The sequence below is a fragment of the Sulfurisphaera javensis genome, from assembly GCF_041154675.1.
Lineage (GTDB): Archaea > Thermoproteota > Thermoprotei_A > Sulfolobales > Sulfolobaceae > Sulfurisphaera > Sulfurisphaera javensis.
In genome coordinates this window covers 1,214,857-1,236,595 of the sequence record NZ_AP031322.1, presented here as the reverse complement: position 1 = coordinate 1,236,595, position 21,739 = coordinate 1,214,857, and the positions used below count along the sequence as shown (strand labels likewise).

Here is a 21,739-nt window from a genome sequence, read left to right as displayed (position 1 = left end):
GACGAAATAGTCTACTAGAATTTCTACTAACACAAGGATATCCACCAAAATCCCTATACATAAGTTACATCATATCATACTTAATTATTGCGACACCAATCGTAATGGCAATAACCATCTTATATATACTCATTTACAACAGCATAACATACGCTATTATCATCCTACTAATAGGCCTAGGATTCTCCTGCTCTCCGTCTCACTATCATTATACATCTCATACTTCCAAAGAATCTCACCAACCGGAAGATCCAGTGCAGGAAGCTTCATAACCTTAATACTCCTCTTTATCTACATACTAATACCATCAATTACATCGAAAATAGTCCAAACATATCTAATTTTCGGAATAATAGTAGTAGCACTATCAATAATTACCACAGCAGTATTTGCACAAATAATTAAACCAGAAAAAATGATACCATAAACTCTAACAACTTTGTTAGTAGAGAGGAGGTACTGAAGTTCTTATTTAAGAGAATGGAAAACTCCTTTTCACGGAGAAGGTCTTGATTTAAGAAAGATGCAGACTTTTTGTTTGATGAAACGTTAGTATTACCGGAAAGTTTTAGACTATCTCCTGTTTTATAGAGAGCAGACTAGCACTTGTCGAATTTAGTAGTTATTTGGCTAGTTCGAATTAATTAGAAATATTTGGAAATAAGATTATCTAGATAAGAGAAAAACGCCTTTATTGTATTTAAAATAAGGAAGTCCCGCCGCGGGGACTTGAACCCCGGACCACCCGGTCACCGCGTGCCCTCCTGCCTACAGCCGGGCGCTCCACCGGGCTGAGCTACGGCGGGACTTTCCGTTATTATTTCATAGCATCTTTGTTAATAAACTTTACCATTATAATTCAAGCGTGTGTCTATTGTGTTATCATTAAGGTATAAATTCTGGCACTAGCCCTCTTTCTCATAGAACTAGAGCCACGGAGTACCTCATCATCTCAAACCTCTTGTTCACCACCTTGGTTGCCCTCTTAAACCTCACGAGCTTGTTCTTGAAGGACTCGTTAGGGTTCACGCGTGGCACTACCCTATGTTTCGGAAAATAAACGTTGTTGCCCTCAGTGACCTATATGCTCTTCTAGTGCATGTACTGCACAAGCCCCAGAAACGTCTTCTTGCTTCTGTCTCTAACGGAGAATATGAAGCCCGTAAAGACTCACACGTAAAAAGCCTTATGTTCCTCCTTAAGTACATCCACAACCTTTACACCTTCTCAACTCATCAATAGCTCTCAACCACAAGCTTTGCATACCTCTTGATCCACGCGAAGATCGTGCCCAAGGGAACTTGAAGTACCCTAGAAATGACCCTCATGTCCATCCAATTAGCATACACTTAAGAACCTTCTCCCTCACACTCTTGTCTTGATAATGTTTAGCTCCCTTTACTAACTTTCTCCAACACACCCTGAAGAGGTAGGATTACTTCCCATAATCTTCCCATTCTTAACCACATGATTACTACCACAGAGGGACAAGGAATATTACTATAGACTGGCTTCCTTTCTTGGCAATAAATAATACTCGTTATACAAATAATATTTATAACTTAATGACGACATTAAGGACATACTTAACATAATATTTATCTTTCCGTTTATGCACGATTATGCTACCAAAGTTGTAATATGTTTTCTTTTTAGTCATTTTCACTATAAATTTAAGGTTAACAAAAATCTATTTATAAGCCTCACTAAAGTATAAAACAACACTTTTACTTAACTTTTGCAATTAATGATACTCTTGGTTATCTCCATAATGCTGTCATGTAGTTAAAATTTTTTACATACATTTTATTAAGATTAATATAAAACTTCTTCACTGATATATTTAGAAATAATTTATACTTTTTCACTGTGGCTATCCTTAGCAATAAATTCCTTGATTACTTAAATACTCATTTATTTTTTCCATTAAGAAACTAATTATCTCGTTTTTATCTAATCTAGCATCAACATCTCCTATTATTCCATTTAAGTATTGCTGTACTTGTTCTTCGTAAATAATTTTTTCATTTCTTGGTAAGTTGGGAAATGATTCAATACAAGAGTACGCTTGATTTAAAACATAATTATATATTTCATTTAATTTTTCTATGTATTTTTGCGCATCTTTAACTATTTGATCCTCACTATCCCAAGCCTCTACAGCCATCACTGCTGCAAATGCTATATATAATATATTAAAATTTTTATTATTAACAACTTTAAGTTGAATTAAATTAGTAATTAGCTAAATTTACAATAAGTGTGGGCAGAAAGCCTCGCTCTTCACGGTACTCCATAAAATCACCTCCTTGAAAATAAATCAAGATTAATAAAAAGTGGTTACATAATTTTAATCAATTCAAATAAAAACTCATCTTCATTTAGCATATGAAAAACATCCTAAAATATATCGTCAAAGAGGTGTAAATTATTTCGGAATATATTACTATTATTATAAGTTTTATCTTTGCCTTAATAAGGAGAAAAAATGGATGTAGAATTTTTAACTACAGATGACCCTATGCTATAGTAATTCAATTTATTTCTTAAGTTTTATTTTGATTCATTCTTACTAACATAAAATAAAGTCTTAGTAATATTCATCATGAATTGAATTTAGGGAGTACCGAAAGCGGAGGAAGTCAACTTAACCTAGCCTATACATTATAAGGGGCCTTGCCCCTTAACCTCACCTCTTATTCATTTCAAATCTCTTCTCTATCTAACAATACAAGATCCTTAGCCTTAATTCTTCTCTAACCTTACATTTCTCTTCAATCTATAAGGGGTTTCACTCCCTTAACCTCGGTTTTTCTCTTTATCTAAAAACCTTCTAACCTTAATCACCAAAACCTGGAGCCCAGATGAAAGAAAAGCGCGGGTCAGTGAGCGTAGCGTTGACAGTACTTGTAATATTATTTCTAATGTAATATTAATAGAGCAAAAATAAAAACATGAAAAATTTAAATACTTCAAAATTCAGAATTAGAAAACGGGGATGAGGGGCCCGAGGAATGAGAGAACCTGGCTAGGCTGACCCAAGATGAGGACCGTGTGAATCGACCGATGAGGGCCCCAACCCGATTTTTAATTCTCATCTTATCATAATAAGCTTAACGCTACTTCCTTTCATGCGTTTACTGGGGAGTAAACAGTAAATGGAACACATAAATGAAAAAGCTGCAATTTTTCTATCTTCTATATTTGTTTTTCCAACGTTTACGAGAGCTCCAATGCCCCTCAAATGAGAGATGTAATTCCGAATCGATGAGGGGAACCTCCGCTTTAGGCAGAGGAAGTCATATTCATTATTCAACTGTTATTTTAAGAGATACTAACTGCAAATTTATACACCTAAGCTCATAACCATGGGCCCGCGGGGACTTGAACCCCGGACCACCCGGTCTCTCAAGAACTTCTAAATTCTCTATGAGCCGGGCGCTCTACCGGGCTAAGCTACGGGCCCATTAAGAAATATGTTAAAATCATTTAAAAGAGTTACGCTATTATGTTAAGTTCCATATTTCCATTGCTTCATATATTCTATCTGTTCTTGAGTCATTTGCTCTATCTCTATTCCCATACCCTTAAGCTTTAGTCTAGCAACAGTCTCATCAATTTCAGCAGGAACGTTATATACTTTGTTTTCTAACTTTCCTCTGTTTTCATATATGTACTTAACAGAGAGTGCTTGATTAGAAAAACTCAGATCCATAACTTCACTAGGATGACCTTCTGCTGCAGCTAAGTTAACTAATCTTCCTTCAGCCAATAAATATACTCTTTTCCCATTAGGCAATTGATATTCTTCTAAGTTAGGCCTTATTACTCTGGATGATTTCGCAATTTCCTTAAGTCCTTTTACATCAATTTCTACGTTAAAATGACCAGAATTAGCAAGTATTGCTCCATCTTTCATCTTAAGTATGTGCTCCTTTCTTATCACATTTATGTTACCAGTAGCTGTTACAAATATTTCTCCTAACTCTGCTGCCTTACCCATAGGCATTACATCAAAACCATCCATCACAGCTTCTAGCGCTCTTAATGGTGAAGCTTCTACTACGATAACTCTTGCACCCATACCTCTTAGTCTTAATGCTATTCCTCTTCCTACCCAACCATAACCTACAACCACAGCAACTTTACCAGCAATTAATATATTTGTAGCTCTAAGTATACCATCAATAGTGCTTTGTCCTGTCCCTATTCTATTATCAAATAAATATTTTGTAAATGCGTTGTTAACTGCAATAACTGGGTATCTTAAGACCTTTTGTTCCTCCATTGCTTTTAATCTTATTACTCCAGTCGTTGTTTCCTCTGTTCCTCCAAATAGTTTTAATTGGGGCATATTTTCATGTACATAAGCGTGAAGGTCTCCTCCATCATCCATAATTATTTGTGGTTCATACTTTAGAATCTCTCTAATATTATCATAATAGTCTTTTTCATTCTCTCCCCTCCAAGCAAAAACATGTATTCCTTCTTCAACTAATGCTGCTGCCACATCGTCTTGTGTTGATAATGGATTACTCCCAGCTAAAGCTACACTAGCTCCTCCTATCTTTAACGTTTTTACTAAAACAGCAGTTTCTTTAGTAACATGAAGAACCGCACTAATTCTTACTCCTTGTAGGGGTTTTTCTCTTTCAAACTCTTTTCTTATTTCCATCAAGGCTGGCATATGCATTTCTGCCCATTCTATTTGCTTTTTCCCTTGTTCAGCTAAACTAAGATCTTTAACTTTGTAGTCCATAAGGGGTATGAAACAAATAATAAAAAAAGTTTAACTTAAGCTCCAATTGCTCTAGCAACTCTTAGAGATGTAAATGCTGCAATCACTCCTACAATAGTGGTAAATGGAAAAGAAGTTATTATATCAAAACCTATCTTATCCCAGTTAACTATACCTCCATAAATAAATGGCCGTAGAAATCCCTCCCATAGTATAGGATCTGGCAAACTCCACAAAAATCCTACTATTGCACCTTGTAAAGCAACAAATATTTTATTCCCTTCAAATGGTCTTCCTTTAGTTATTACTATAATTAGATCTATAAATAAGCCATAAGTTAAACCTTCATAGATAAAGAACAATGGTTGTCCTGCCCAACCATAATGAACAGCATCAGCTAATACATCGAATATTACTAATGATAGCATTCCTGCTCCAAATTTTCTTACTATAGCCACTACTAATATCAGTATAAACATTCTACCCCAAAAAGCAAGATCAATATATCGTATAGCTAAAGCTCTATCTAGAAAACTTCCGATAAAGAATTCCCAGACTGTCGCTATTGCAGCACCTATCCCTATGTAAACATAATCTAACGTAGTAAATTTCTTTATTATTTTCTCTTTTTTAGCTATTAGATATAGAAGTAGTGGAACAATGATAAAATATGCTGCTACTATTTCCCAAGGTATTTCCCCTGGAATATTAATATTCCCTTCAATATGATTGAACACCATTTAGAATAAGCATGAATTAATATTTTTTAAATATTTTCTATTTATTTTATATAAATAAAAATAGAATATATAGATATTCATACATCTAAATAGAATACATAGATAATGATATAATTATTAATATTCTCTTTCAAATTTGAGTATGATTATAATGTTTTCATGCAGATAAAAATTAAAGGTAGCTATGATCTCTTCTAAAGATTTATATACGAATAATGTCAAAATATTTTAAGAAGTTATAGAAATAATCTGTAGCTTAACAATTACAGAGTGTGTCTAACGATTTTATTATTACAATAAAGAAGTTGGAAAACTGTATTCTCTCCATAGCACATAAAACATGGAAAATTAGATTGCAGAAATAGTTCATCTTATCTCTATTTATTTAATAAATTTCATAAAAATAAAAATTTTTGAATATATTCTTTTATTGTGATATTATGTTTATAATCTTTCTAACAAAGAGAATATTATCAGCGATGATTAGAAAAAGTGATCATTAACTAGGGAGCTATTTTTACACTATTTGCACCGGTATGAAATACTGTATTTTCTTTCAATTTGTAATTAAATCTCAGCAAAATTTACGGGTTGCCAAAGACTTATAAATCAAAATTGGCAATCGTTATTTAGGGCGATAAAATGACGAAAGAAAAAACGAGATACAAATATGGTGATGTGATAATAAGGGAAAGAAAAGGGCGGTATTATGTCTATAAATTGGAAACGTTAAATGGTGAGGTAAAGGAACGTTACGTGGGTCCTTTAGATGACGTCGTAAAAACTTACGTTAAATTGAAAGTGGGGGTTGAAGGGGGTACCCCCTTCAATGGGCCCGCTGGGACTTGAACCCAGGACCTCCGCCTTGTAAGGATGGGAAAGCGTTGACTAGTAACGCTGTAACTGTCAACGCATTAAATAATTTAGCTACAACGAAATATAAATTGTTTTCATATAATATTCCTTTTGTGACAAAATGTTGACAGTCTTATTTTATCACTCTGAAAATACGTTTTCCATCTTCAGTGTTCTCTATGTATGCATTCCCAATACTAAGGCATAATCTCATTACCTTATTATTCTCATCATAAGGCTGACCATCATATGCCTCACAGCTTTCCTCTTCTTCATAAACTAACTCTTTTGTCTCACTGTCAATTGCTTTCCACTTTACTAATGCTTTATACTTGTTCTCACTAATCTTCCTAATAACCTTGGTCTCTTCTAACAGCTTAATCCATTTGTTTACCAAGTCATCTGTGTTTGCCTCAGCATGTTGTTGTAACATAGTGCGTAACTCTTCCACAGTCCACTCTGGTTTATCAGCTATTTTTGATACAATATAATCATACTTCTCCTCTGGTGGTTGGAAGAAGTTTTCCCAGGGTTTTGCCTCACTCTCTTGTTGTTGTTCTCCCTCAAGTAAATCATTAACAACATTTAGCCCATAACGGCTTAAGCACCATAACGATGTCCTTCCCTCTTCTAATTCTTTTATGAGCAATCCATTATTTGCCAGTCTATCCAGGATATTCTTCATAGAGCGCACATACATCTTAAACTCTGACGCAACTACTAGAGTTCTAACCATGTGTGGCGTTTTCCCATTTTCTTCCTCTACAGCACCTATATCTCTCAAGAATTTCATAATCTTAAGGTCAAGTTCAGATAATAGGAATGCTGAGAGGATTAAGTCTTTCTTAAATAGGCTTATCACTTCATCAACATCATTTTCCCTAACAACATCATGCCCATGTATTAATGCGTGAACATGAACTAAATTCCTAAAGTGGTCTATTGGTCTGAAAATGTTATTGATTTCATCTTTTTTGATTTTCTCAAGGTTAAAGTACCTTGCGTAAAACTCCCACATCTTTTCCGCAACATTTTCGGGTATGGCAACATCTTTAGGCAAAGATTTTAACCATGCGTAAGTTACTAGCTTAATTTTCGTAATATCAACTTTGCGTTTGGGCTTAGTTACTTTCTTAATAAAGACCTTGTGAATGGTTTCATTATCAGTTTTCCTTGGTAAGTAGAGCTGTAACACTCTACTTAACAGCTGATCATCTAAGTTTGCTGATACATTTGTTGAAATGAAAACTGGCATTCCTTTGATAATATTCTCACACTGTTTAATCTCACCAGTATTTGAGTCACGGCATGGATAAATTGTTATCAAATAGCCCATATCAAGAGCTTCCCTCAAATAATTCACTCCCTCAGCATAATCCATTTGTACAAGATAGAACACCTTACCATCTAAGTTATCAACATCAAGATGCCCCAGGGCATTCCTTGTGAACCTTGTTGCTTTGTAGACTATATAGTCACTGAAACCATCAGCATTATTGAAAAACAAGTTGAGCACTGACTCAACTGTTGATGATTTTCCAACTCCAAAATTACCATTTATAATTAGGTGAATTCTGTAAATGGACTGTTCAAGTGGGGGTAAGACTGAAGAGACTACCGCGTATAGTATTTTGATCTTCAGCTCTTCATTCCCCACAATATTGTCAGTGTGGTCTAACACAAACTTGATAGGATTCCTTTTTAGCTCATTAAACAATTGCCTAAGCTCTGGGTCTGACTGAACATAATCAACTATATCAACCTCTTTCGGCTCATGCGGAATTTCATTAATTAAGTAGTCTAAGGCTAACTTTACCATGTCTTTAGTGATATGCTTATCCTTTTTTGAAGAGGAAAGGAATTCATAAATCTGATTAACAACAGCGCCATAATTCTCAATATGCCACTCTACATTTCCTTTCTCATTTCTTCTCCATATCAGCTTTATTCTAAGCGTCTTTGCTTCTGGTCTTCTGGCTCTTTTCAGAATAAGCTCATACACTGGATAAACTGGTATCTTGCCATCTTTAGCCAGGTTAACATCAACTTTTGTATCCTCAACTTTCTCAAAATAAATGAAAGCTTTTCTATTCTTTGCATTCAGTATTATGACTTGGTTCTTTGCGTCAAAAACTACAGAATTCTCCTTATCTTCCTCTAGTTCACTACTTTTTTCTTCTATATTGGGCATGTAATTATCTTCTGACAGCTTTTGAATTGGGGTATCCTTAACTGGTGGATAAAGTGGATTAGTATTTTTTTCTTCTAGATGATCAATATTCTCCTCCACTTTCTCCACCTTGTCAGATATACCCCTTGAGTAATTGAACTTGGAATTTGTTCTAGATTCTTCAGCTTCTCTCGAATTGTTTTCTAGCTGGTTTTTGGAATCTACTTCTTTGTTTGCCTCAATGCTATTATAGACTATAAAATCCAGAAGAGATTTATGATTAATTCCGTTTGACTTTTTTAACCTCTTAATTTTATTATTAGTAGGCATACCCGTCCCCCGTTCTGTTTTTTTTAACTTCTTCACTTTCTCATTATGTAGATTTCGAATTCATCATTGATAACTTCAAAAATTTTCAAAAATTCAAGAATTTCTTTTGGAACATAAACATAATATGCTTTTCCAGTTTTCGTTTGCACTGTAACTATTTTTCTATTGCCTAATGGAATTAAACCTATTTTCGGGTGTCGCAAGAATACATAAACATTCTCTCCGGGCTCTACAATACTCCCTATAAAAACACTGGGAATATTAACCATAAATCTATTACTATTTCTTGCAATTTTCTTCTTTCCCACGAAAATTATTTTATCTTTAACTAGTGCCTCAGCCATCACTCTTCATTTTCATTATTTCTATTTCGCCCCTAAAAACTTATAACCGGATAAAGCGAAACAATTATTAACGGGGGTATTTTCTTGAAGCGAAATGAAAAGAAAACGTCAAGCGAAACGCATAAGATTAATGAAGCGAAATGTAAACCAGAATTATGCGAAAGGGATGAGCTAGCAATGTTAGTTTTAGAAATTATATCATCTGGAGTAAAGGAGACGTCAGAGATTCAAAAATATATACGTGAACAGAAGGGAATAGAATACTCGATGAGGAGAATTCAACAAGTGATAAAGAAGTTACGTGATGAATGCTGTTTGATTGATGATGAACGCAACGTTAAGAACGTATTTTATAAGCCTGAGCAATTGAATATATTCAGCTTAGATGGGCTTAATATAGTTGGTGCTCATCAGATAATACAAAAACTAGTTGATTTCATAATTGGTGATGCGGAAAGAGAGCTTTTCAAGAAGTACCCTGAAATATGGTTATTAGCTCAGGGTGAGAAGAAGACAAAAATTCCAACACAAGCAGATTTTGAAGATGCGATAAAGAGAACGAAAATGAAAAGCCTTAACGTGTTGGAGTATTTAGCGCGAATTATTCCGGGGTATAGTAGAGTATTGTGTGGTTCAATTACTTATGATGACGCAATTCAAAATTGTGACGTTTTAAGGTTCTGTGGTAGTAATGGGAATCCATGGCTAATAAAGGATCCTATAATCTTACTTGTATTTTTTGACCTTAACAATGCCTTATCACTAATTCAAGATCGTGAGGAGATAAAGAAACTTATTTCAAACGCAAAGGAATATAAGGCGAAAGCTGAAGAATTGAAAGCTAAGTGCGGATTAGTAACGCCTACAACTGAAAACTAAGTGCTTTTTCTCTCAGTTTACAATTTGTTGCTCAATTTACTAAAAGCACGCTTACAAGCTTGCAAATTTTTGTAACATTTTGCTCAATATTCTAAAATGCGTGCAAATTGTTGCATTGCTTAAAATTCTGAGCAAATGCAAATAGTAGGAAAAATGACAAGCGCATAGTATACTTTTTAGTAGTATAGATAGGGGGGTGGGGGGTGAGTCTGTACTACTAAAAAGTAGTATGGGATGTGCTACTCATATTGCTTTGTAAAATTCCGCGTGATACACTAAAAAGTAATCCACAAAAAATACGCCATAACGGGCGTGTATCACTAAAAAGTGTACCACGTCCTTTTCAGCCCATGGTGTATTTCCATTAGCATGCTTCTCTGTCGGGCTATGCACCCTGAGGTGCGTGACATATAGAGAAATGAAAAAGAAGCGATCTTCTTCTGTGAAGAAGACATATATTTTTTCTTTCTTTTTTAATTTTTCTATATGTGACACACCGTGTAGTGCACAATCCAATGGATAGCTCTGTAGAAGTATCACACATTTTTTCTTCTACCATTCACGGATGTATGATTTAATAGTAGAATTACAGTTAGGAAAAATTCGCTATGACTAGAAATTGAGCTAGTTAGCCAGTCGATTGGCTAATTATGGCTAAAAAAGAATAAAGAAGAAAAGTTAGCTGAAGAAATTAGCCATGGTAATCATCTATTGCAAATTAAACATGGCGCGAACTTTTCATACACTTTTCTTAAATCTTCAATACCGTAATGCGTATAACCCTCAACTAAAATTTTAAACTCCTTAGGCGGTGCTCTACCCTGTAACAGATTAGTAATATCGGCGGGTGCGTTATTTCTCCTCATATAAGTACTCCACGCGTGGCGCAAGTAGTAGAGCGTGAAAGTTTTCGCTTTCTCCTCTCCCAAAACTTTCGCTACTCCTTCTCTAATTTTCTCTCTTAATGAATCTATGCCATATGGGAATAGTTTCTTCTCCCACTCGCTTACGTCTATTCCCTGTTCAGGATTTGCCTCAGCTAATTTTGTCAACTGAGGTTTCATAGCCTCAACAAAAGATTGTCTTACTGGCAAGTACTCCTTTTCTAACCACTCCGCCGTTTTCTCATGCAAAAACGTGATATAAGCTCTCTTACTTCTAGTTACTTTCTCTAATCGAATGAGCCTTTCCTTGAAATCCACTTTATCCAACGTTAGAGAAAATATCTCGTTAGGTCTCCAACCTGATTCAGCGAGAAGAAGGAAGAAAGCCTTAGCGGGCACGTGGTTAATCGCCTCAAAGATCTTCTTCAAATTATCATAATCCAAAAATTCAGCGGGTATTACTCTAACAGAAGATGCACGTGGCGTTTTGAACGAGTCATAGAGTAATTTGTCCTTCAAAACTTCCTTTATGAAAAGTTTAAGCGCTTTAGCGACGTGTTCAGCTACATTAGGTGACTCCTCTTGAAGAGAAACAATATATTCCGCCAAAGCATCTGGAGATAGTTGATAGTTGAGATCGCGCAAAGCTCGGAGTAAGTAATTGTAATTATTTTCGTATGTTTTCTTTGCCAATCCTTTCATCTTCATTATAGCCTCAAACTTTTTGATATGCTCAGGCTTTATCGTTACGGAGTGTGGCAATGATGACACAAACGGCAAAATCTTATCCGCTACATAATTCGTAAGTTCAGGGTGAAGGTCAACAATTTCTTTAAACTTCTTCACGGCATCTTCCACAAAAAAGATCGCACCCTGAACAGTGTCGATTCTTACGTTAGTGTTGACTTCAGCGTCGTAAATTAACTTAGCAAACTCTTCGGGAGTCAACACTTCTATCATCTTCCTCAAAGTGTCGTCCCCTATTCCTCTCACTCCTTTCTTTATCCTGTACCACGTGGTTCTATCAATCGTGTCTGGCTTTCTCTTCTGAGAATCTAGATATTCAAAGATTTTCCTTCTTGCTTTTTCATCAATTCGCTTTAGTTCTTCTTCTGTTAATTCCAATCAGCTACACCTAAATTATTTATGTTGCCACTGATTTAAAAAATTTGCTTTTTTGCGTTGCCAAATTTCCATCTTGCCACGTCTAAATGATTGTTGACTCGTTGTTGCCATATTGTTTAATGGGGCGATTTTAACGCAAATTCTAAAAAGAGAGAACGCCTTTCAATTTTATGTAAAATTATGGGCCCGCTGGGACTTGAACCCAGGACCTCCGCCTTGTAAGGGCGGCGTCCTAACCAGGCTAGACGACGGGCCCACGTTGACATTATCTTATTGTATATTATGTCTTATAAAAGTTTCTCACTTTTATTAATGCAGTATATTACCATCATTTAATATACAATACACTAATATTCCAGCTAATGCAACAGATGAAATCTCATTGCTTATTCCCTCGATTTTTACAGCTTCTCCTAGGTTGAGCTCTAATTTATTAAATCCTGTCTCAATACCAGAAAAAACTAACATTACTCTATTTTTATCTTTTAATAATTCTTTTGTAAATTTCTTTTCAGCTGACTGAGTAAAAAGATAAACTGCATCTGGTTTAAATAATTCTATAGCATCCTTAAGGTCTGGTAATATAATAAATGACTTGTTATTTTTATATGCTATTTTACTAACTTCCGGTACTCCGGCTTGTGCTGCTACTCCTCCTACTTTTGTTACAATAAAATGATTTATATTTAAATTAAATATTAACTTTGCAAAATCAATAATTCTTTGGGTACTACTTACGTTATGGAGCACTATTAATAATTCCATATACTTTACCCATTATTTCTCGTGCAATTGCAGTAGATAAGGCTACTGGAACTGCTTCACCTACTTGATTATACTGTTCCTCTTTGCTTCCTAAGAAAATGTGATCATCTGGATAACTCATTAATCTTGCTTGTTCTCTAACTGTTAGAAATCTGTTCTCAAAAGGATGTATAAAGCGTGAATTTCCTAATACTGTAGGGGCAATGTCATAAGGATTAAGTCTAATATATAATGGAATATTCTTACCAGAACTACCTCTAAACATAGTTAAATAGTCTCCAAAATCTAACTTTGAAATTTCCTTAATTTTCTCCTCAGACAAATCTTGAATCTCATTGTTTGGAATATCAGTCCTTTCTTGTAAATCGCTTATTGCATCCCAAACAGTTCTTTTATGTTTAATCTTAGGTGGATTTATCTTTATATTACTTATGAAGACTCTAGTTCTCTTAGAAGGATTTCCGTAATCTTCTGCGTTTAAAAAATTAAAGAATACCTTATACCCAATTTTATGAAATTCGTATTCTATAGCAGATTTTAGAGACTCCGTACCTATAATTGACGGTACATTTTCCATAACGAATACCTTAGGCCTTAACTCGTCAACAAGCCTAATATATTCTAGTGTAAGCTGGCCATCTTCATCTAGATAAAGCCTATCAAGTGGTTCTCTCATCCTTAAAGGATTGGCTCCAGTATATGGTTCACAAGGAGGACTTCCAATTACAACGTCTATCTTTTTTCCTACAAAATACTCAATATCTTTACCAGTAATATTTCTTATATCATCTTCAATTACTGTTACTTCTGGGAAATTAGTAGAATAAGTGCGCGTTGCAGCATGATTTATATCTATTGCTAACCTTATATCAAATCCTACTCTTTTAAACCCTATTGAGAATCCTCCAGCACCTGAAAAAAGGTCAACGGTTATTAGACCCATGCTTTGTCTCTCTTTCTATTTCGCTTTCAAGCTGTTTTATCTTATACTCTAAGAATTTCTTGGTTTTTTCTGAATCATAATACTCTAATGGAGAACCACATTTTGGACATTTAAATTCGTTTTCTAAGGCTTCGTCAAAATTGAACTGTATATTATCTTGAGGACAATAGTAATAAAGGGAATCTTTTTCTTGTTCATACCTAGTCTTTAATTTTTCTAATACGAGTCTTTTTCTATTAAGTAACAATTCGTTTATTTGATCTAAGTTAACTTTCCAATAATAAATAAATAAACCAGTATCTTTATCTCTTGTTTTTCTATAAGTTATAAATCCTTGATCAGAAAGTAAATAAAGCTTCTTTCTAATTTCATTTACTTTAATGTTTAACTCTTTAGCTATATCTTCATCTGTCATTTCCGTTCTTTTCTTTAGAAGAAACCTAAGGAGTTCTGTAGCATCCTCTCCTACTAAATCTTTTGCTAAACTAAGTATTAACTCTTCAGCTCTACTACTCATTTTTTATCACCTTTTTTCCCTTCTCCTGGGGTATAATTGATAATTTTGCATCACTAAATTGTATATTTAGTTCTCCACCCTTATATATTCTATCCAAGAAAATTGCCAAAGCTGCAACTTCTGAATGAGGTTGGTTTCCTATAGCTATGTTGTAATCTGAATTATAGTAGAACCAGCCTTCTACTTTTTCAGATCCAACTATTATAAGGATTTTTTTGTTTTCTGAATTTATTCTATCAATTACATTATCTATCGGAAGTCCATACATTGTTAAGTGTACTACTATTCCTCCATCTCTTTTCCATTTTTCAACAAAACTTTTAGGATTTTTCACAAATTCAACTAAAAAGTATTTTCCTCCCCAAGTTTCCTTTACTTTTTCAATGCTTTTGAGTAAATTTTTATCCTCTCCTTCGATAAAGACTCCTTTTGCACCAAATGCTCTAGCTACTAAAATAACGTGAGTAGTTACTCTTTTGTCCCTTTCTGGTCTGTGATGTAATCTTAAAACATAAATGTCTTTTATTACGAAGTTTGTATTAGTGTTAATAACCTATCCCTTAATAAATTCATATTTATACCTTTTAATGCTGACACTGGTATTACATCAATGACCGGAGTATAGAGAGTACTACTTAGTTCTTTAACTAAATCTATCTTTTCTCTTAGTTCATTGTCATTAGCGTTTTTATCAATTTTATTAAGTGCTATTATCATAGGCTTACCAGAAATTCCTAATTCTCTTAAAATCTCTAATGAACTTTGTAACATTTCAACTAACAATGTACTTGATAAAGAGGAATCTAGTACAAGTAATAATGCATTAGCATATTTAGCTTCAGATAAGGTTACAAAGAATGCTTCAACTATTTGAGGAGGAATACCTCTAATAAATCCTACTGTATCTACTAAAAGTATCTTTTTACCATCTAAAGGTATTGCATATCTTTTAGGAGAAGTTGTTGTAAACATTGAGGAATCGACTTTCTGATTAAGACCAGTTAAATAGTTAAATATCGTTGTCTTACCGGCATTAGTATAACCAACTATTGCTATACTATTAAAGTTTGTTCTTTTTATTTGGTCCTCTCTTATTTTCTTAAGTTCTTCTAATTCTTTACGAATCTTAACTATTCTTCTTTGATAAAGTCTTATGGCAGATTCAACACCGTAAACACCAGCTCCTAACGGACCTTGCTGTTCGGTAATCTTAGTTTTCTTATAAAGATCTTTTAAGATAGGTAACTCGTATTTCATTCTTGCTAATTCTATTTGTAGTTTAGCTTCTTTTGATCCTGCGTGCAAAGCAAAAATTTCTAGCAATAAAAGGACTTTATCTAGAATTTTCTTTCCTAATAATTCTTTATTAAGATTTATAAAATGCCTAGATTTTAATAGATCAAAAACTATTATAGTATCTACGTCGTCTAGTTTTTTTATCTCTTCTAGCTTATCTTTTTGAATATAAAAATTTGGATTTGGCTTTTTTGGTAACTTATAAATTTTCACTACATCATATAAAGCAGTCTCTGCTAATGATAATGCTTCATCTTTATATTCCTCAGCTGTAAACAGAATTGCTTTCACTTCTTTCCCTCTCTAATGTTAGCTACATCACCCAATGTTAGTTCAAAGTCTGTTTCTTCATTTTCTTCTTCAGATTCAACTGGTATAAGTAATTTTATCCCAAGTATTCTTTCTAATTGTTTAGCTTGTTGTATTGTTGGTTTTAGTTTTCCGCTTTCAAATCTTTTTATAACGTTTTCTGAAACCTTAAGTTGTTGTGCTAATTGTTGTTGAGTCATTTTAAGTCTTTCTCTTCCTTCTTTTATTAACTTATAATAATCATCTACTACTTCTAACTCCACTTCAGTTGATAATTTTGGTACCGTTGTTTTTATTTTTTTCTTCTCTTCTTTCTTCTTTAATTCTTTTTCGTCAACTATTTTTGCAGACTTCTTAATTTTATTATAACAAGAAGAGCATACAGTAATAATACTACCTTCATAAGCTACAGTAATCCCGTTACCTTTTATAGGAGCACCACACATTTCACAGTATTTTGTAACTGGGCTTTGCATACTATATACTCTTTATTACCACTCTTAAACGTTTTTAGGTTTTAATATACTAAAGATATTATTGGGGTAAATTGTCAGACGAGTTAGACAGTTATAGGGCTAAGCATTATAACAGTGATGATCCTATAGTTAGACTATTAGAAGAGAAAATAGAGTCGTTAACTAAAGAACTTGAAAAACTAAGACAAGACCTTAATTGGTATAAAGGAGAACTCGAAAAGCTATTAGCTCCACCATATATTGAAGCTATAGTATTAGATATTTTACCAGATGGTAAGGTTGTAGTAAGGAGCTCTTCAGGACCTAATCTTATTGTAAATGTTTCTTCCAATATAGATATAAAGAAGCTAAAGCCCGGTACTTCAGTAGCATTAACTCAGAGAGGGTCAACTATTGTTGAAATCTTACCAGAAAGAGAAGATGTATATGTAAAATCGTTCGAAGTAGTAGAAAAGCCTAATGTACATTACTCAGACATAGGTGGACTAAGCGAACAAATTAGAGAACTGGTAGAAGTAGTAGAATTACCATTAAAGAATCCAGAACTCTTTAGGGAAATTGGGATAGAACCACCTAAGGGAGTTTTATTATATGGTCCTCCAGGAACTGGGAAAACTATGCTAGCTAAGGCTGTTGCAGCTGAAAGTAATGCGACGTTTATACAAGTGGTTGCTTCAGAGTTTGCACAAAAATTTGTGGGAGAAGGAGCAAGGATAGTAAGAGAAGTCTTTGAGTTAGCTAGAAGAAAAGCTCCTTCAATAGTTTTCATTGATGAAATTGATGCAATTGGGGCTAAAAGAGTTGATATGGGCACTAGTGGAGAAAGAGAAGTTCAAAGAACTTTAATGCAATTACTTGCTGAAATTGATGGTTTTAAACCATTAGATAATGTGAAAATTATTGCAGCAACTAATAGAATAGACATTCTTGATCCAGCATTATTAAGACCTGGGAGGTTTGATAGGTTAATAGAGGTTCCACTTCCAAACTATGAGGGTAGAAAGGAGATATTTAGAATATATCTTCAAAAAATGAAAGTAGATGGTTCAATTAAATATGATGTGCTAGCTAGCCTCACTAATGGTTTTAGCGGTGCAGAGATTAAGAATGCATGTACAGAAGCTGGTTACATTGCTATAAGAGAAGGAAGAAGATATATTACTATGGATGATTTAGTAAAAGCGATAGAAAAAATTAGAGCTAAAAATAATAAGTCTAAGTCTACAGAAAGATCAGAAAAATATGTTTAATCTTAGTAAGCCCATGAAGGCACAAAGAGAAGATTTAGAATATTTACGTAATATTGCAACTTATCAATTTTCTTATGAAATTAGTTCATGCTTATTTCCCCAAGATTCCTCTTTTTTAATTCAAAAGTCTTTAACTACAAATAGGATAAGATTTATTCTTACAGAAGATAAAAAACTATATCTAGTTCTTAGAGCCCAAGATAATCTCTTTTCATTAACAGAATTAAGTGGAGCAGTGATTAAATCATGTTCAACTCCTCCAACTTTTAGATTTGTTATAAGAAATGATGTTGCTAATTTTATTAGAGAAGGAAGAAATGTGTTTTGTAAATTTGTTGTTAATGCAGATAAAAATATTAGAGCAGGAGATGAAGTATTAATTGTAGATGAGAATGATAACCTATTAGGTGTCGGAAGAGCAAAGGTTTCTGGGGAAGAAGTAAAACAATATAAAAGGGGTTTAGCTGTAATTGTTAAGAGAGGTATAAAAAATGTCGATCAAGATAGTTTTGAAGGGAATTAATGAGAACGAACTAAAAGGAGTTAGATTTATAACTGGTTTTAGGACTCTTGGTGAGGTTGGTTACATTGCTACTAGATATCTGGCATTAAAACTAGGAATGAAAAGAGTAGGTTTTGTTTTAACAAAGTACTTAAGAGATGTAACATTTATTGATGAATACGGATTAGCAACTCCTTTTGAATTATTTTACGATAAAAATAATAATATTTTAGTTTTGCTTAGTCATCTTTTACCATTACAGAAAGAAATGAATATATTCACTGAGAAGATTATTAAATGGTTAAAGAAAATTGAAGTTTCAGAGATGTTATTAATAGGAGGTCTAGATAAGAGATATAAAAATGATAATAGTAATTTAAGATGGTTAAAGACCTCAACAAGCAAGATAAATCTTCCATATCCATTGATGGAAAAACAGCTATTAATTATTGGACCATTAGCTTTGTTTACAATATATGCTGAAATAGAAGATATCCCTACTACAGTATTATTACCTTACGCTGATAGAGAAAGAATAGATCCTGCCGCAGCTGCAGTGGCTTTAGAAGAGATTAATAAACTTTACAGCCTTACTGTTGATGTTTCAGAATTATATGAAGATGCTAGAAAAATAGAAGAAGAATTGCAAAGACAACTAGAGCTAGTTCAAAAAGAATTAACCAAAGAGGGATCTAATAGGGTATATATGTAATATCATATTTTTCGCATTCTTCAAATTTTATCTCTTTGTATTGTTGTCTTTTAAAGAAATCTATCACTTTATTTTTCACGGTAGAAATCACTTCTTTATCTATTTCCTCTGGAAACTCTGTTTGATAATATGGATAAACTTCTATTAATTCTTTAGGTATAATACCATAAAACGGATGAACATAATATACGTCAGTATCTTCAGAATAAAATTTCATGGCTTTCTCTTTATTACATATAACGATCGCTTTCTCTTTGTTCTTTTTTATAGTAAATAAAAATTTATCATGTCTTACCAATTCTGGCCTTTCTAAAGAGTTGTAATCAAAAAAGAAGAGACCCTTTACATTTCCCTTCACTCTTGGATCATATTTTTCTAAGTATTCTTTGTATCTTAATAATCTTTTAAAAGCAGAATATACAGCAGGATGGGAGTAAGCTTTTTCTTGAACATACTCAAATAATCTTCCCTCTTTTATAGCTTGCTTGGTTGCATTAATTTCCTCTTTTATAGTATATAAGTTATGTATAGCTAATAATCTAATTCTTTGTTCTTTAGGCATCTCTAACAAATCTTTTGGAGTGTATTTTGAACATACAGGGCAGGAACATGGAAAATATTCTAGTTCTTCTAATCTGTAAACTTTACTTCTTGTTATGTATCTATTATCTCTAGCATATAGTATGTACGAGGCGGAATCAAATGAATCTACTCCAAGAGCAACTACTAAAGGTATTATGTGTGGAAGACCCCCACCAAACAAATGAAATGGTTTTCCACGACTTACATTACTTTTTGCAGTGAAAACCATGTCAATTAATAAAGAATATTCATATTTTTCCATAACAACGGTAGGACTCCCTAAAGCTAACATCTTAAATATTTCATTTTTATCAGCTTCAATAGAGGAATATTTAACTAAATCAAGAAATTTTCCTCCTTGAATTGGATGAACCCAAATTCTTTCATTATCGTCTTTGATTAATTCCTCTATCTCTTTTGCCCTTTCTAATGTTATTTTTACACTATATTCAGCTTCCTTTCTATCATTTGTATCTCCAGTAGGAAGATCTAGAAAGACTGCAATATCAGTGTTTATTGCTTTTTCATATTCCACTATTTCTCTATTGAGAACGTCTATGTTACCGTACTGAAGTATTTGATAAGCACCAGAATCTGTCATGATTACTCCATTAAAATTAAGTATTTCATGAATATCTTTTTCTTCATTTATATTTTTCTTAATTAGATAGGCGTTAGTTATTATGTTTTTAAAGTCTATATTCTCTATATCTTTTATGGTTATCTCTGTTTTAAATGGATTAATTACTGGGAAAAAAACTGGTGTCTCAAGTTTTCCTTTCTTTGTAGTCAATATTCCTATTCTTCCAGCTAAATCTTCGTCCTTAATTTCGAATTCTCCAACCATTTTATGCTCCTTTCTTCTTTTTATTAATGTAATCGTTATATAGATCATATACTCTTTGAGCTAAAGGTCCGCTCCCTTCAACTCCGTTCTCAGAAACTTTAATTTTATCCAAAACTATAACAACACCAGCTTCTTCATATACTTTCGCATCACCTGCCCTTAAATTAAGTTCTTTAGTAATCAAATCTGCAAATTCTCTTGGATCAAATATAGGTGATGATTTTACTAGAATTTCAGTTATCGAACTACCGTTTAAAATGACTTTATAGTAACTGTTATTATCGTTATCTTTCGCATTTGTTAACGTCAAAATAAATGGTGATAACTCGTATGATGATAAAGTACCAGAGTATATCTTATTATTTATAAGCCTTACAGTAACTGTTTTATCGAGTAAGGAGTTTAATTCCGTTGCTACTCTTCTGCTACTCATCAAAATGAATAATAGTTAATATTATTTAAGATTAAACCATTTATTGGCATATGGCATTGCAAGCTGAAGGAAAGCTTGAAGTCGAATGCAAAATAACTTCAATAGATAAAGGTAGTCTTAAGGGGTTATTAATAGTAAAAATGAGCTGTGAAAATTACCAAGTTGAATTTGATATATTAGATAGTATAAATATATTTAGAAACGAAGAAAATGTAAAGATGGAGATATCTAGAGAAAAACCTACCTATACTTCAAATGATTTCTGTGCGCATGGTTATATTTTTTATGAGAAACCAGATGGAGATAAAATTCTAGATCAAATATCTCTATATGGGCTAATAGTAAAAATATATAGCGAAAAAGGATTAATAAGTAATAAAATATTTAATATGATGGATCATGTTTATTTTTGTGTTAAAAAGACTTGATAAAATCTTCAGCTGAAGTATTATCTCTTTTTATCATTAATATATCTATTCCATCCCCAGATGTTACATCTCTTTCAATAGCTGCTTTTAATGCCTTCAATACTACTTCTTTACCTTTATCTAGTGACATATTAGGATCATATTCAGCTTCTAAAACACCAATTGCAACTCTTGCCCCAGACCCTACTGCAGCGTAACTATCTTCAATAAGAGAACCTATGGGATCAAGGACAAATAACTTAGGTCCCTCTTCATCTATACCTCCAAATAAAAGCTCAGATATAAAAGGAGTCCATTTATATTGATATAGTATTACAGAAAGTAACTTAGCTGCTGCTTTTACTGAAATAGGTTTATTATTATACATCTCATAATATTTTATTTCAACATTCATCACACGTGTTAATGTTTGAATATCACCCATTATTCCGGCTCCAGCAATTCCAAATCTACCTATTTTGAAAACTTTTTTAGCAGCTCTACTAAGTACAAAACCGCCATAGCTAAGTCTTCTCTCAGCAGCTAAAATCACACCATCATTGAGTTTAACTCCTAAAGCTGTTGCAGGAAGTTCTTCCATATTTTGATAACCCATGAAAATGATTATTTGATAA

General features: G+C 33.3%; 21 protein-coding genes, 3 tRNA genes and 1 pseudogene. 6 read left to right on the top strand and 19 right to left on the bottom strand.

What is annotated here, in order from left to right; all coding sequences use genetic code 11:
• Window positions 1-714 precede the first annotated feature (714 nt).
• The 6 genes and pseudogenes from ACAM25_RS06675 to ACAM25_RS06650 form a co-directional block, all read right to left on the bottom strand.
• Window positions 715-806: transfer RNA gene (locus tag ACAM25_RS06675), tRNA-Tyr, on the bottom strand.
• Window positions 807-918: 112 nt separating this feature from the next.
• Window positions 919-1,080 (bottom strand): annotated as a pseudogene (locus ACAM25_RS06670) (IS1 family transposase); the annotation flags it as partial.
• A 799-nt stretch (window positions 1,081-1,879) separates the two neighbouring features.
• On the bottom strand, window positions 1,880-2,170 hold the full coding sequence (locus tag ACAM25_RS06665; protein ID WP_369611523.1) for a hypothetical protein: 291 nt from the start codon (window positions 2,168-2,170) through the stop codon (window positions 1,880-1,882).
• 1,199 nt (window positions 2,171-3,369) lie between these two features.
• Window positions 3,370-3,466 (bottom strand) — tRNA-Ile (locus ACAM25_RS06660).
• A gap of 45 nt (window positions 3,467-3,511) precedes the next feature.
• Window positions 3,512-4,759 (bottom strand): adenosylhomocysteinase, encoded by a 1,248-nt coding sequence (gene ahcY / locus ACAM25_RS06655; RefSeq protein ID WP_369611522.1) that lies wholly within the window; start codon window positions 4,757-4,759, stop codon window positions 3,512-3,514.
• Between the two features lie 35 nt (window positions 4,760-4,794).
• Window positions 4,795-5,478 (bottom strand): hypothetical protein, encoded by a 684-nt coding sequence (locus ACAM25_RS06650; protein ID WP_369611521.1) that lies wholly within the window; start codon window positions 5,476-5,478, stop codon window positions 4,795-4,797.
• Between the two features lie 642 nt (window positions 5,479-6,120).
• Between ACAM25_RS06650 and ACAM25_RS06645 the strand changes: the two genes are divergently transcribed.
• Window positions 6,121-6,327, top strand: coding sequence for a putative integrase (locus ACAM25_RS06645; protein ID WP_369611520.1), 207 nt, complete (start codon window positions 6,121-6,123; stop codon window positions 6,325-6,327).
• Window positions 6,328-6,466: 139 nt separating this feature from the next.
• Here ACAM25_RS06645 and ACAM25_RS06640 read toward each other — a convergent pair whose 3' ends face one another.
• Both ACAM25_RS06640 and ACAM25_RS06635 read right to left on the bottom strand, forming a co-directional pair.
• A complete protein-coding gene (locus ACAM25_RS06640) occupies window positions 6,467-8,833 on the bottom strand; it encodes a hypothetical protein (protein ID WP_369611519.1) in 2,367 nt (788 codons plus the stop codon).
• Between the two features lie 32 nt (window positions 8,834-8,865).
• Window positions 8,866-9,177: a hypothetical protein gene (locus tag ACAM25_RS06635; protein ID WP_369611518.1), complete on the bottom strand. Its 312-nt coding sequence runs from the start codon at window positions 9,175-9,177 to the stop codon at window positions 8,866-8,868.
• A gap of 84 nt (window positions 9,178-9,261) precedes the next feature.
• Here ACAM25_RS06635 and ACAM25_RS06630 point away from each other — a divergent pair, with 84 nt between their 5' ends.
• The gene (locus tag ACAM25_RS06630; protein ID WP_369611517.1) at window positions 9,262-10,056 is read left to right on the top strand and encodes a hypothetical protein; all 795 of its coding nucleotides are present in this window, start codon (window positions 9,262-9,264) and stop codon (window positions 10,054-10,056) included.
• A gap of 704 nt (window positions 10,057-10,760) precedes the next feature.
• Here ACAM25_RS06630 and ACAM25_RS06625 read toward each other — a convergent pair.
• The 8 genes from ACAM25_RS06625 to ACAM25_RS06590 form a co-directional block, all read right to left on the bottom strand.
• Complete coding sequence (locus ACAM25_RS06625; RefSeq protein ID WP_369611516.1) at window positions 10,761-12,065, bottom strand: tyrosine-type recombinase/integrase; 1,305 nt, start codon at window positions 12,063-12,065, stop codon at window positions 10,761-10,763.
• A gap of 181 nt (window positions 12,066-12,246) precedes the next feature.
• A tRNA-Val gene (locus ACAM25_RS06620) sits at window positions 12,247-12,321 on the bottom strand.
• 53 nt (window positions 12,322-12,374) lie between these two features.
• Window positions 12,375-12,830, bottom strand: a complete 456-nt coding sequence (locus ACAM25_RS06615; protein WP_369611515.1) for a RecB-family nuclease — start codon at window positions 12,828-12,830, stop codon at window positions 12,375-12,377.
• Window positions 12,805-13,773 carry a DNA cytosine methyltransferase gene (locus tag ACAM25_RS06610; RefSeq protein ID WP_369611514.1) on the bottom strand — a complete coding sequence of 323 codons (969 nt, stop codon included), beginning with the start codon at window positions 13,771-13,773 and terminating at the stop codon, window positions 12,805-12,807. The genes ACAM25_RS06615 and ACAM25_RS06610 overlap by 26 nt, the downstream gene beginning before the upstream one ends.
• The gene (locus ACAM25_RS06605; RefSeq protein ID WP_369611513.1) at window positions 13,754-14,290 is read right to left on the bottom strand and encodes a transcription factor; all 537 of its coding nucleotides are present in this window, start codon (window positions 14,288-14,290) and stop codon (window positions 13,754-13,756) included. Before ACAM25_RS06605 ends, ACAM25_RS06610 begins: the two co-directional genes overlap by 20 nt.
• Window positions 14,283-14,675 (bottom strand): tRNA methyltransferase, encoded by a 393-nt coding sequence (locus ACAM25_RS06600; RefSeq protein ID WP_369611626.1) that lies wholly within the window; start codon window positions 14,673-14,675, stop codon window positions 14,283-14,285. Before ACAM25_RS06600 ends, ACAM25_RS06605 begins: the two co-directional genes overlap by 8 nt.
• Before the next feature lie 140 nt (window positions 14,676-14,815).
• Window positions 14,816-15,877 (bottom strand): GTPase HflX, encoded by a 1,062-nt coding sequence (gene hflX, locus ACAM25_RS06595; RefSeq protein ID WP_369611512.1) that lies wholly within the window; start codon window positions 15,875-15,877, stop codon window positions 14,816-14,818.
• On the bottom strand, window positions 15,874-16,371 hold the full coding sequence (locus tag ACAM25_RS06590) for a multiprotein bridging factor aMBF1 (protein ID WP_369611511.1): 498 nt from the start codon (window positions 16,369-16,371) through the stop codon (window positions 15,874-15,876). Before ACAM25_RS06590 ends, hflX begins: the two co-directional genes overlap by 4 nt.
• A 71-nt stretch (window positions 16,372-16,442) precedes the next feature.
• Here ACAM25_RS06590 and ACAM25_RS06585 point away from each other — a divergent pair, with 71 nt between their 5' ends.
• Genes ACAM25_RS06585 through ACAM25_RS06575 form a run of 3 tightly spaced genes read left to right on the top strand, consistent with a single transcriptional unit; the run spans window position 16,443 to window position 18,835 of the window.
• The gene (locus tag ACAM25_RS06585) at window positions 16,443-17,621 is read left to right on the top strand and encodes a proteasome-activating nucleotidase (RefSeq protein ID WP_369611510.1); all 1,179 of its coding nucleotides are present in this window, start codon (window positions 16,443-16,445) and stop codon (window positions 17,619-17,621) included.
• Window positions 17,622-17,634: 13 nt separating this feature from the next.
• On the top strand, window positions 17,635-18,144 hold the full coding sequence (locus tag ACAM25_RS06580; protein ID WP_369611509.1) for a PUA domain-containing protein: 510 nt from the start codon (window positions 17,635-17,637) through the stop codon (window positions 18,142-18,144).
• Entirely contained in the window at window positions 18,113-18,835 is a 723-nt protein-coding gene (locus ACAM25_RS06575; RefSeq protein ID WP_369611508.1) for a proteasome assembly chaperone family protein, read from the top strand. Before ACAM25_RS06580 ends, ACAM25_RS06575 begins: the two co-directional genes overlap by 32 nt.
• Here ACAM25_RS06575 and tgtA read toward each other — a convergent pair.
• Both tgtA and ACAM25_RS06565 read right to left on the bottom strand, forming a co-directional pair.
• Window positions 18,816-20,264 (bottom strand): tRNA guanosine(15) transglycosylase TgtA, encoded by a 1,449-nt coding sequence (gene tgtA, locus ACAM25_RS06570; protein WP_369611507.1) that lies wholly within the window; start codon window positions 20,262-20,264, stop codon window positions 18,816-18,818. The two genes, ACAM25_RS06575 and tgtA, sit on opposite strands and share 20 nt — an antisense overlap.
• Window position 20,265: 1 nt before the next feature.
• Window positions 20,266-20,700: an Lsm family RNA-binding protein gene (locus ACAM25_RS06565; protein ID WP_369611506.1), complete on the bottom strand. Its 435-nt coding sequence runs from the start codon at window positions 20,698-20,700 to the stop codon at window positions 20,266-20,268.
• Between the two features lie 47 nt (window positions 20,701-20,747).
• Between ACAM25_RS06565 and ACAM25_RS06560 the strand changes: the two genes are divergently transcribed.
• Window positions 20,748-21,125, top strand: a complete 378-nt coding sequence (locus ACAM25_RS06560; protein ID WP_369611505.1) for a DNA-directed RNA polymerase subunit G — start codon at window positions 20,748-20,750, stop codon at window positions 21,123-21,125.
• Here the strand turns inward: ACAM25_RS06560 and psmB are convergent.
• Window positions 21,112-21,705: an archaeal proteasome endopeptidase complex subunit beta gene (gene psmB, locus ACAM25_RS06555; RefSeq protein WP_369611504.1), complete on the bottom strand. Its 594-nt coding sequence runs from the start codon at window positions 21,703-21,705 to the stop codon at window positions 21,112-21,114. The two genes, ACAM25_RS06560 and psmB, sit on opposite strands and share 14 nt — an antisense overlap.
• Between the last annotated feature and the right edge of the window lie 34 nt (window positions 21,706-21,739).

Coding starts and splice junctions, on each gene's coding strand:
- ACAM25_RS06605 (WP_369611513.1), bottom strand. CDS start 14,290: ATGAGTAGTAGAGCTGAAGAGTTAATACTTAGTTTAGCAAAAGATTTA.
- ahcY (WP_369611522.1), bottom strand. CDS start 4,759: ATGGACTACAAAGTTAAAGATCTTAGTTTAGCTGAACAAGGGAAAAAG.
- ACAM25_RS06635 (WP_369611518.1), bottom strand. CDS start 9,177: ATGGCTGAGGCACTAGTTAAAGATAAAATAATTTTCGTGGGAAAGAAG.
- ACAM25_RS06610 (WP_369611514.1), bottom strand. CDS start 13,773: ATGGGTCTAATAACCGTTGACCTTTTTTCAGGTGCTGGAGGATTCTCA.
- ACAM25_RS06590 (WP_369611511.1), bottom strand. CDS start 16,371: ATGCAAAGCCCAGTTACAAAATACTGTGAAATGTGTGGTGCTCCTATA.
- ACAM25_RS06575 (WP_369611508.1), top strand. CDS start 18,113: ATGTCGATCAAGATAGTTTTGAAGGGAATTAATGAGAACGAACTAAAA.
- ACAM25_RS06560 (WP_369611505.1), top strand. CDS start 20,748: ATGGCATTGCAAGCTGAAGGAAAGCTTGAAGTCGAATGCAAAATAACT.
- tgtA (WP_369611507.1), bottom strand. CDS start 20,264: ATGGTTGGAGAATTCGAAATTAAGGACGAAGATTTAGCTGGAAGAATA.
- ACAM25_RS06580 (WP_369611509.1), top strand. CDS start 17,635: ATGAAGGCACAAAGAGAAGATTTAGAATATTTACGTAATATTGCAACT.
- ACAM25_RS06615 (WP_369611515.1), bottom strand. CDS start 12,830: ATGGAATTATTAATAGTGCTCCATAACGTAAGTAGTACCCAAAGAATT.
- ACAM25_RS06650 (WP_369611521.1), bottom strand. CDS start 5,478: ATGGTGTTCAATCATATTGAAGGGAATATTAATATTCCAGGGGAAATA.
- ACAM25_RS06640 (WP_369611519.1), bottom strand. CDS start 8,833: ATGCCTACTAATAATAAAATTAAGAGGTTAAAAAAGTCAAACGGAATT.
- psmB (WP_369611504.1), bottom strand. CDS start 21,705: ATGGAAGAACTTCCTGCAACAGCTTTAGGAGTTAAACTCAATGATGGT.
- ACAM25_RS06645 (WP_369611520.1), top strand. CDS start 6,121: ATGACGAAAGAAAAAACGAGATACAAATATGGTGATGTGATAATAAGG.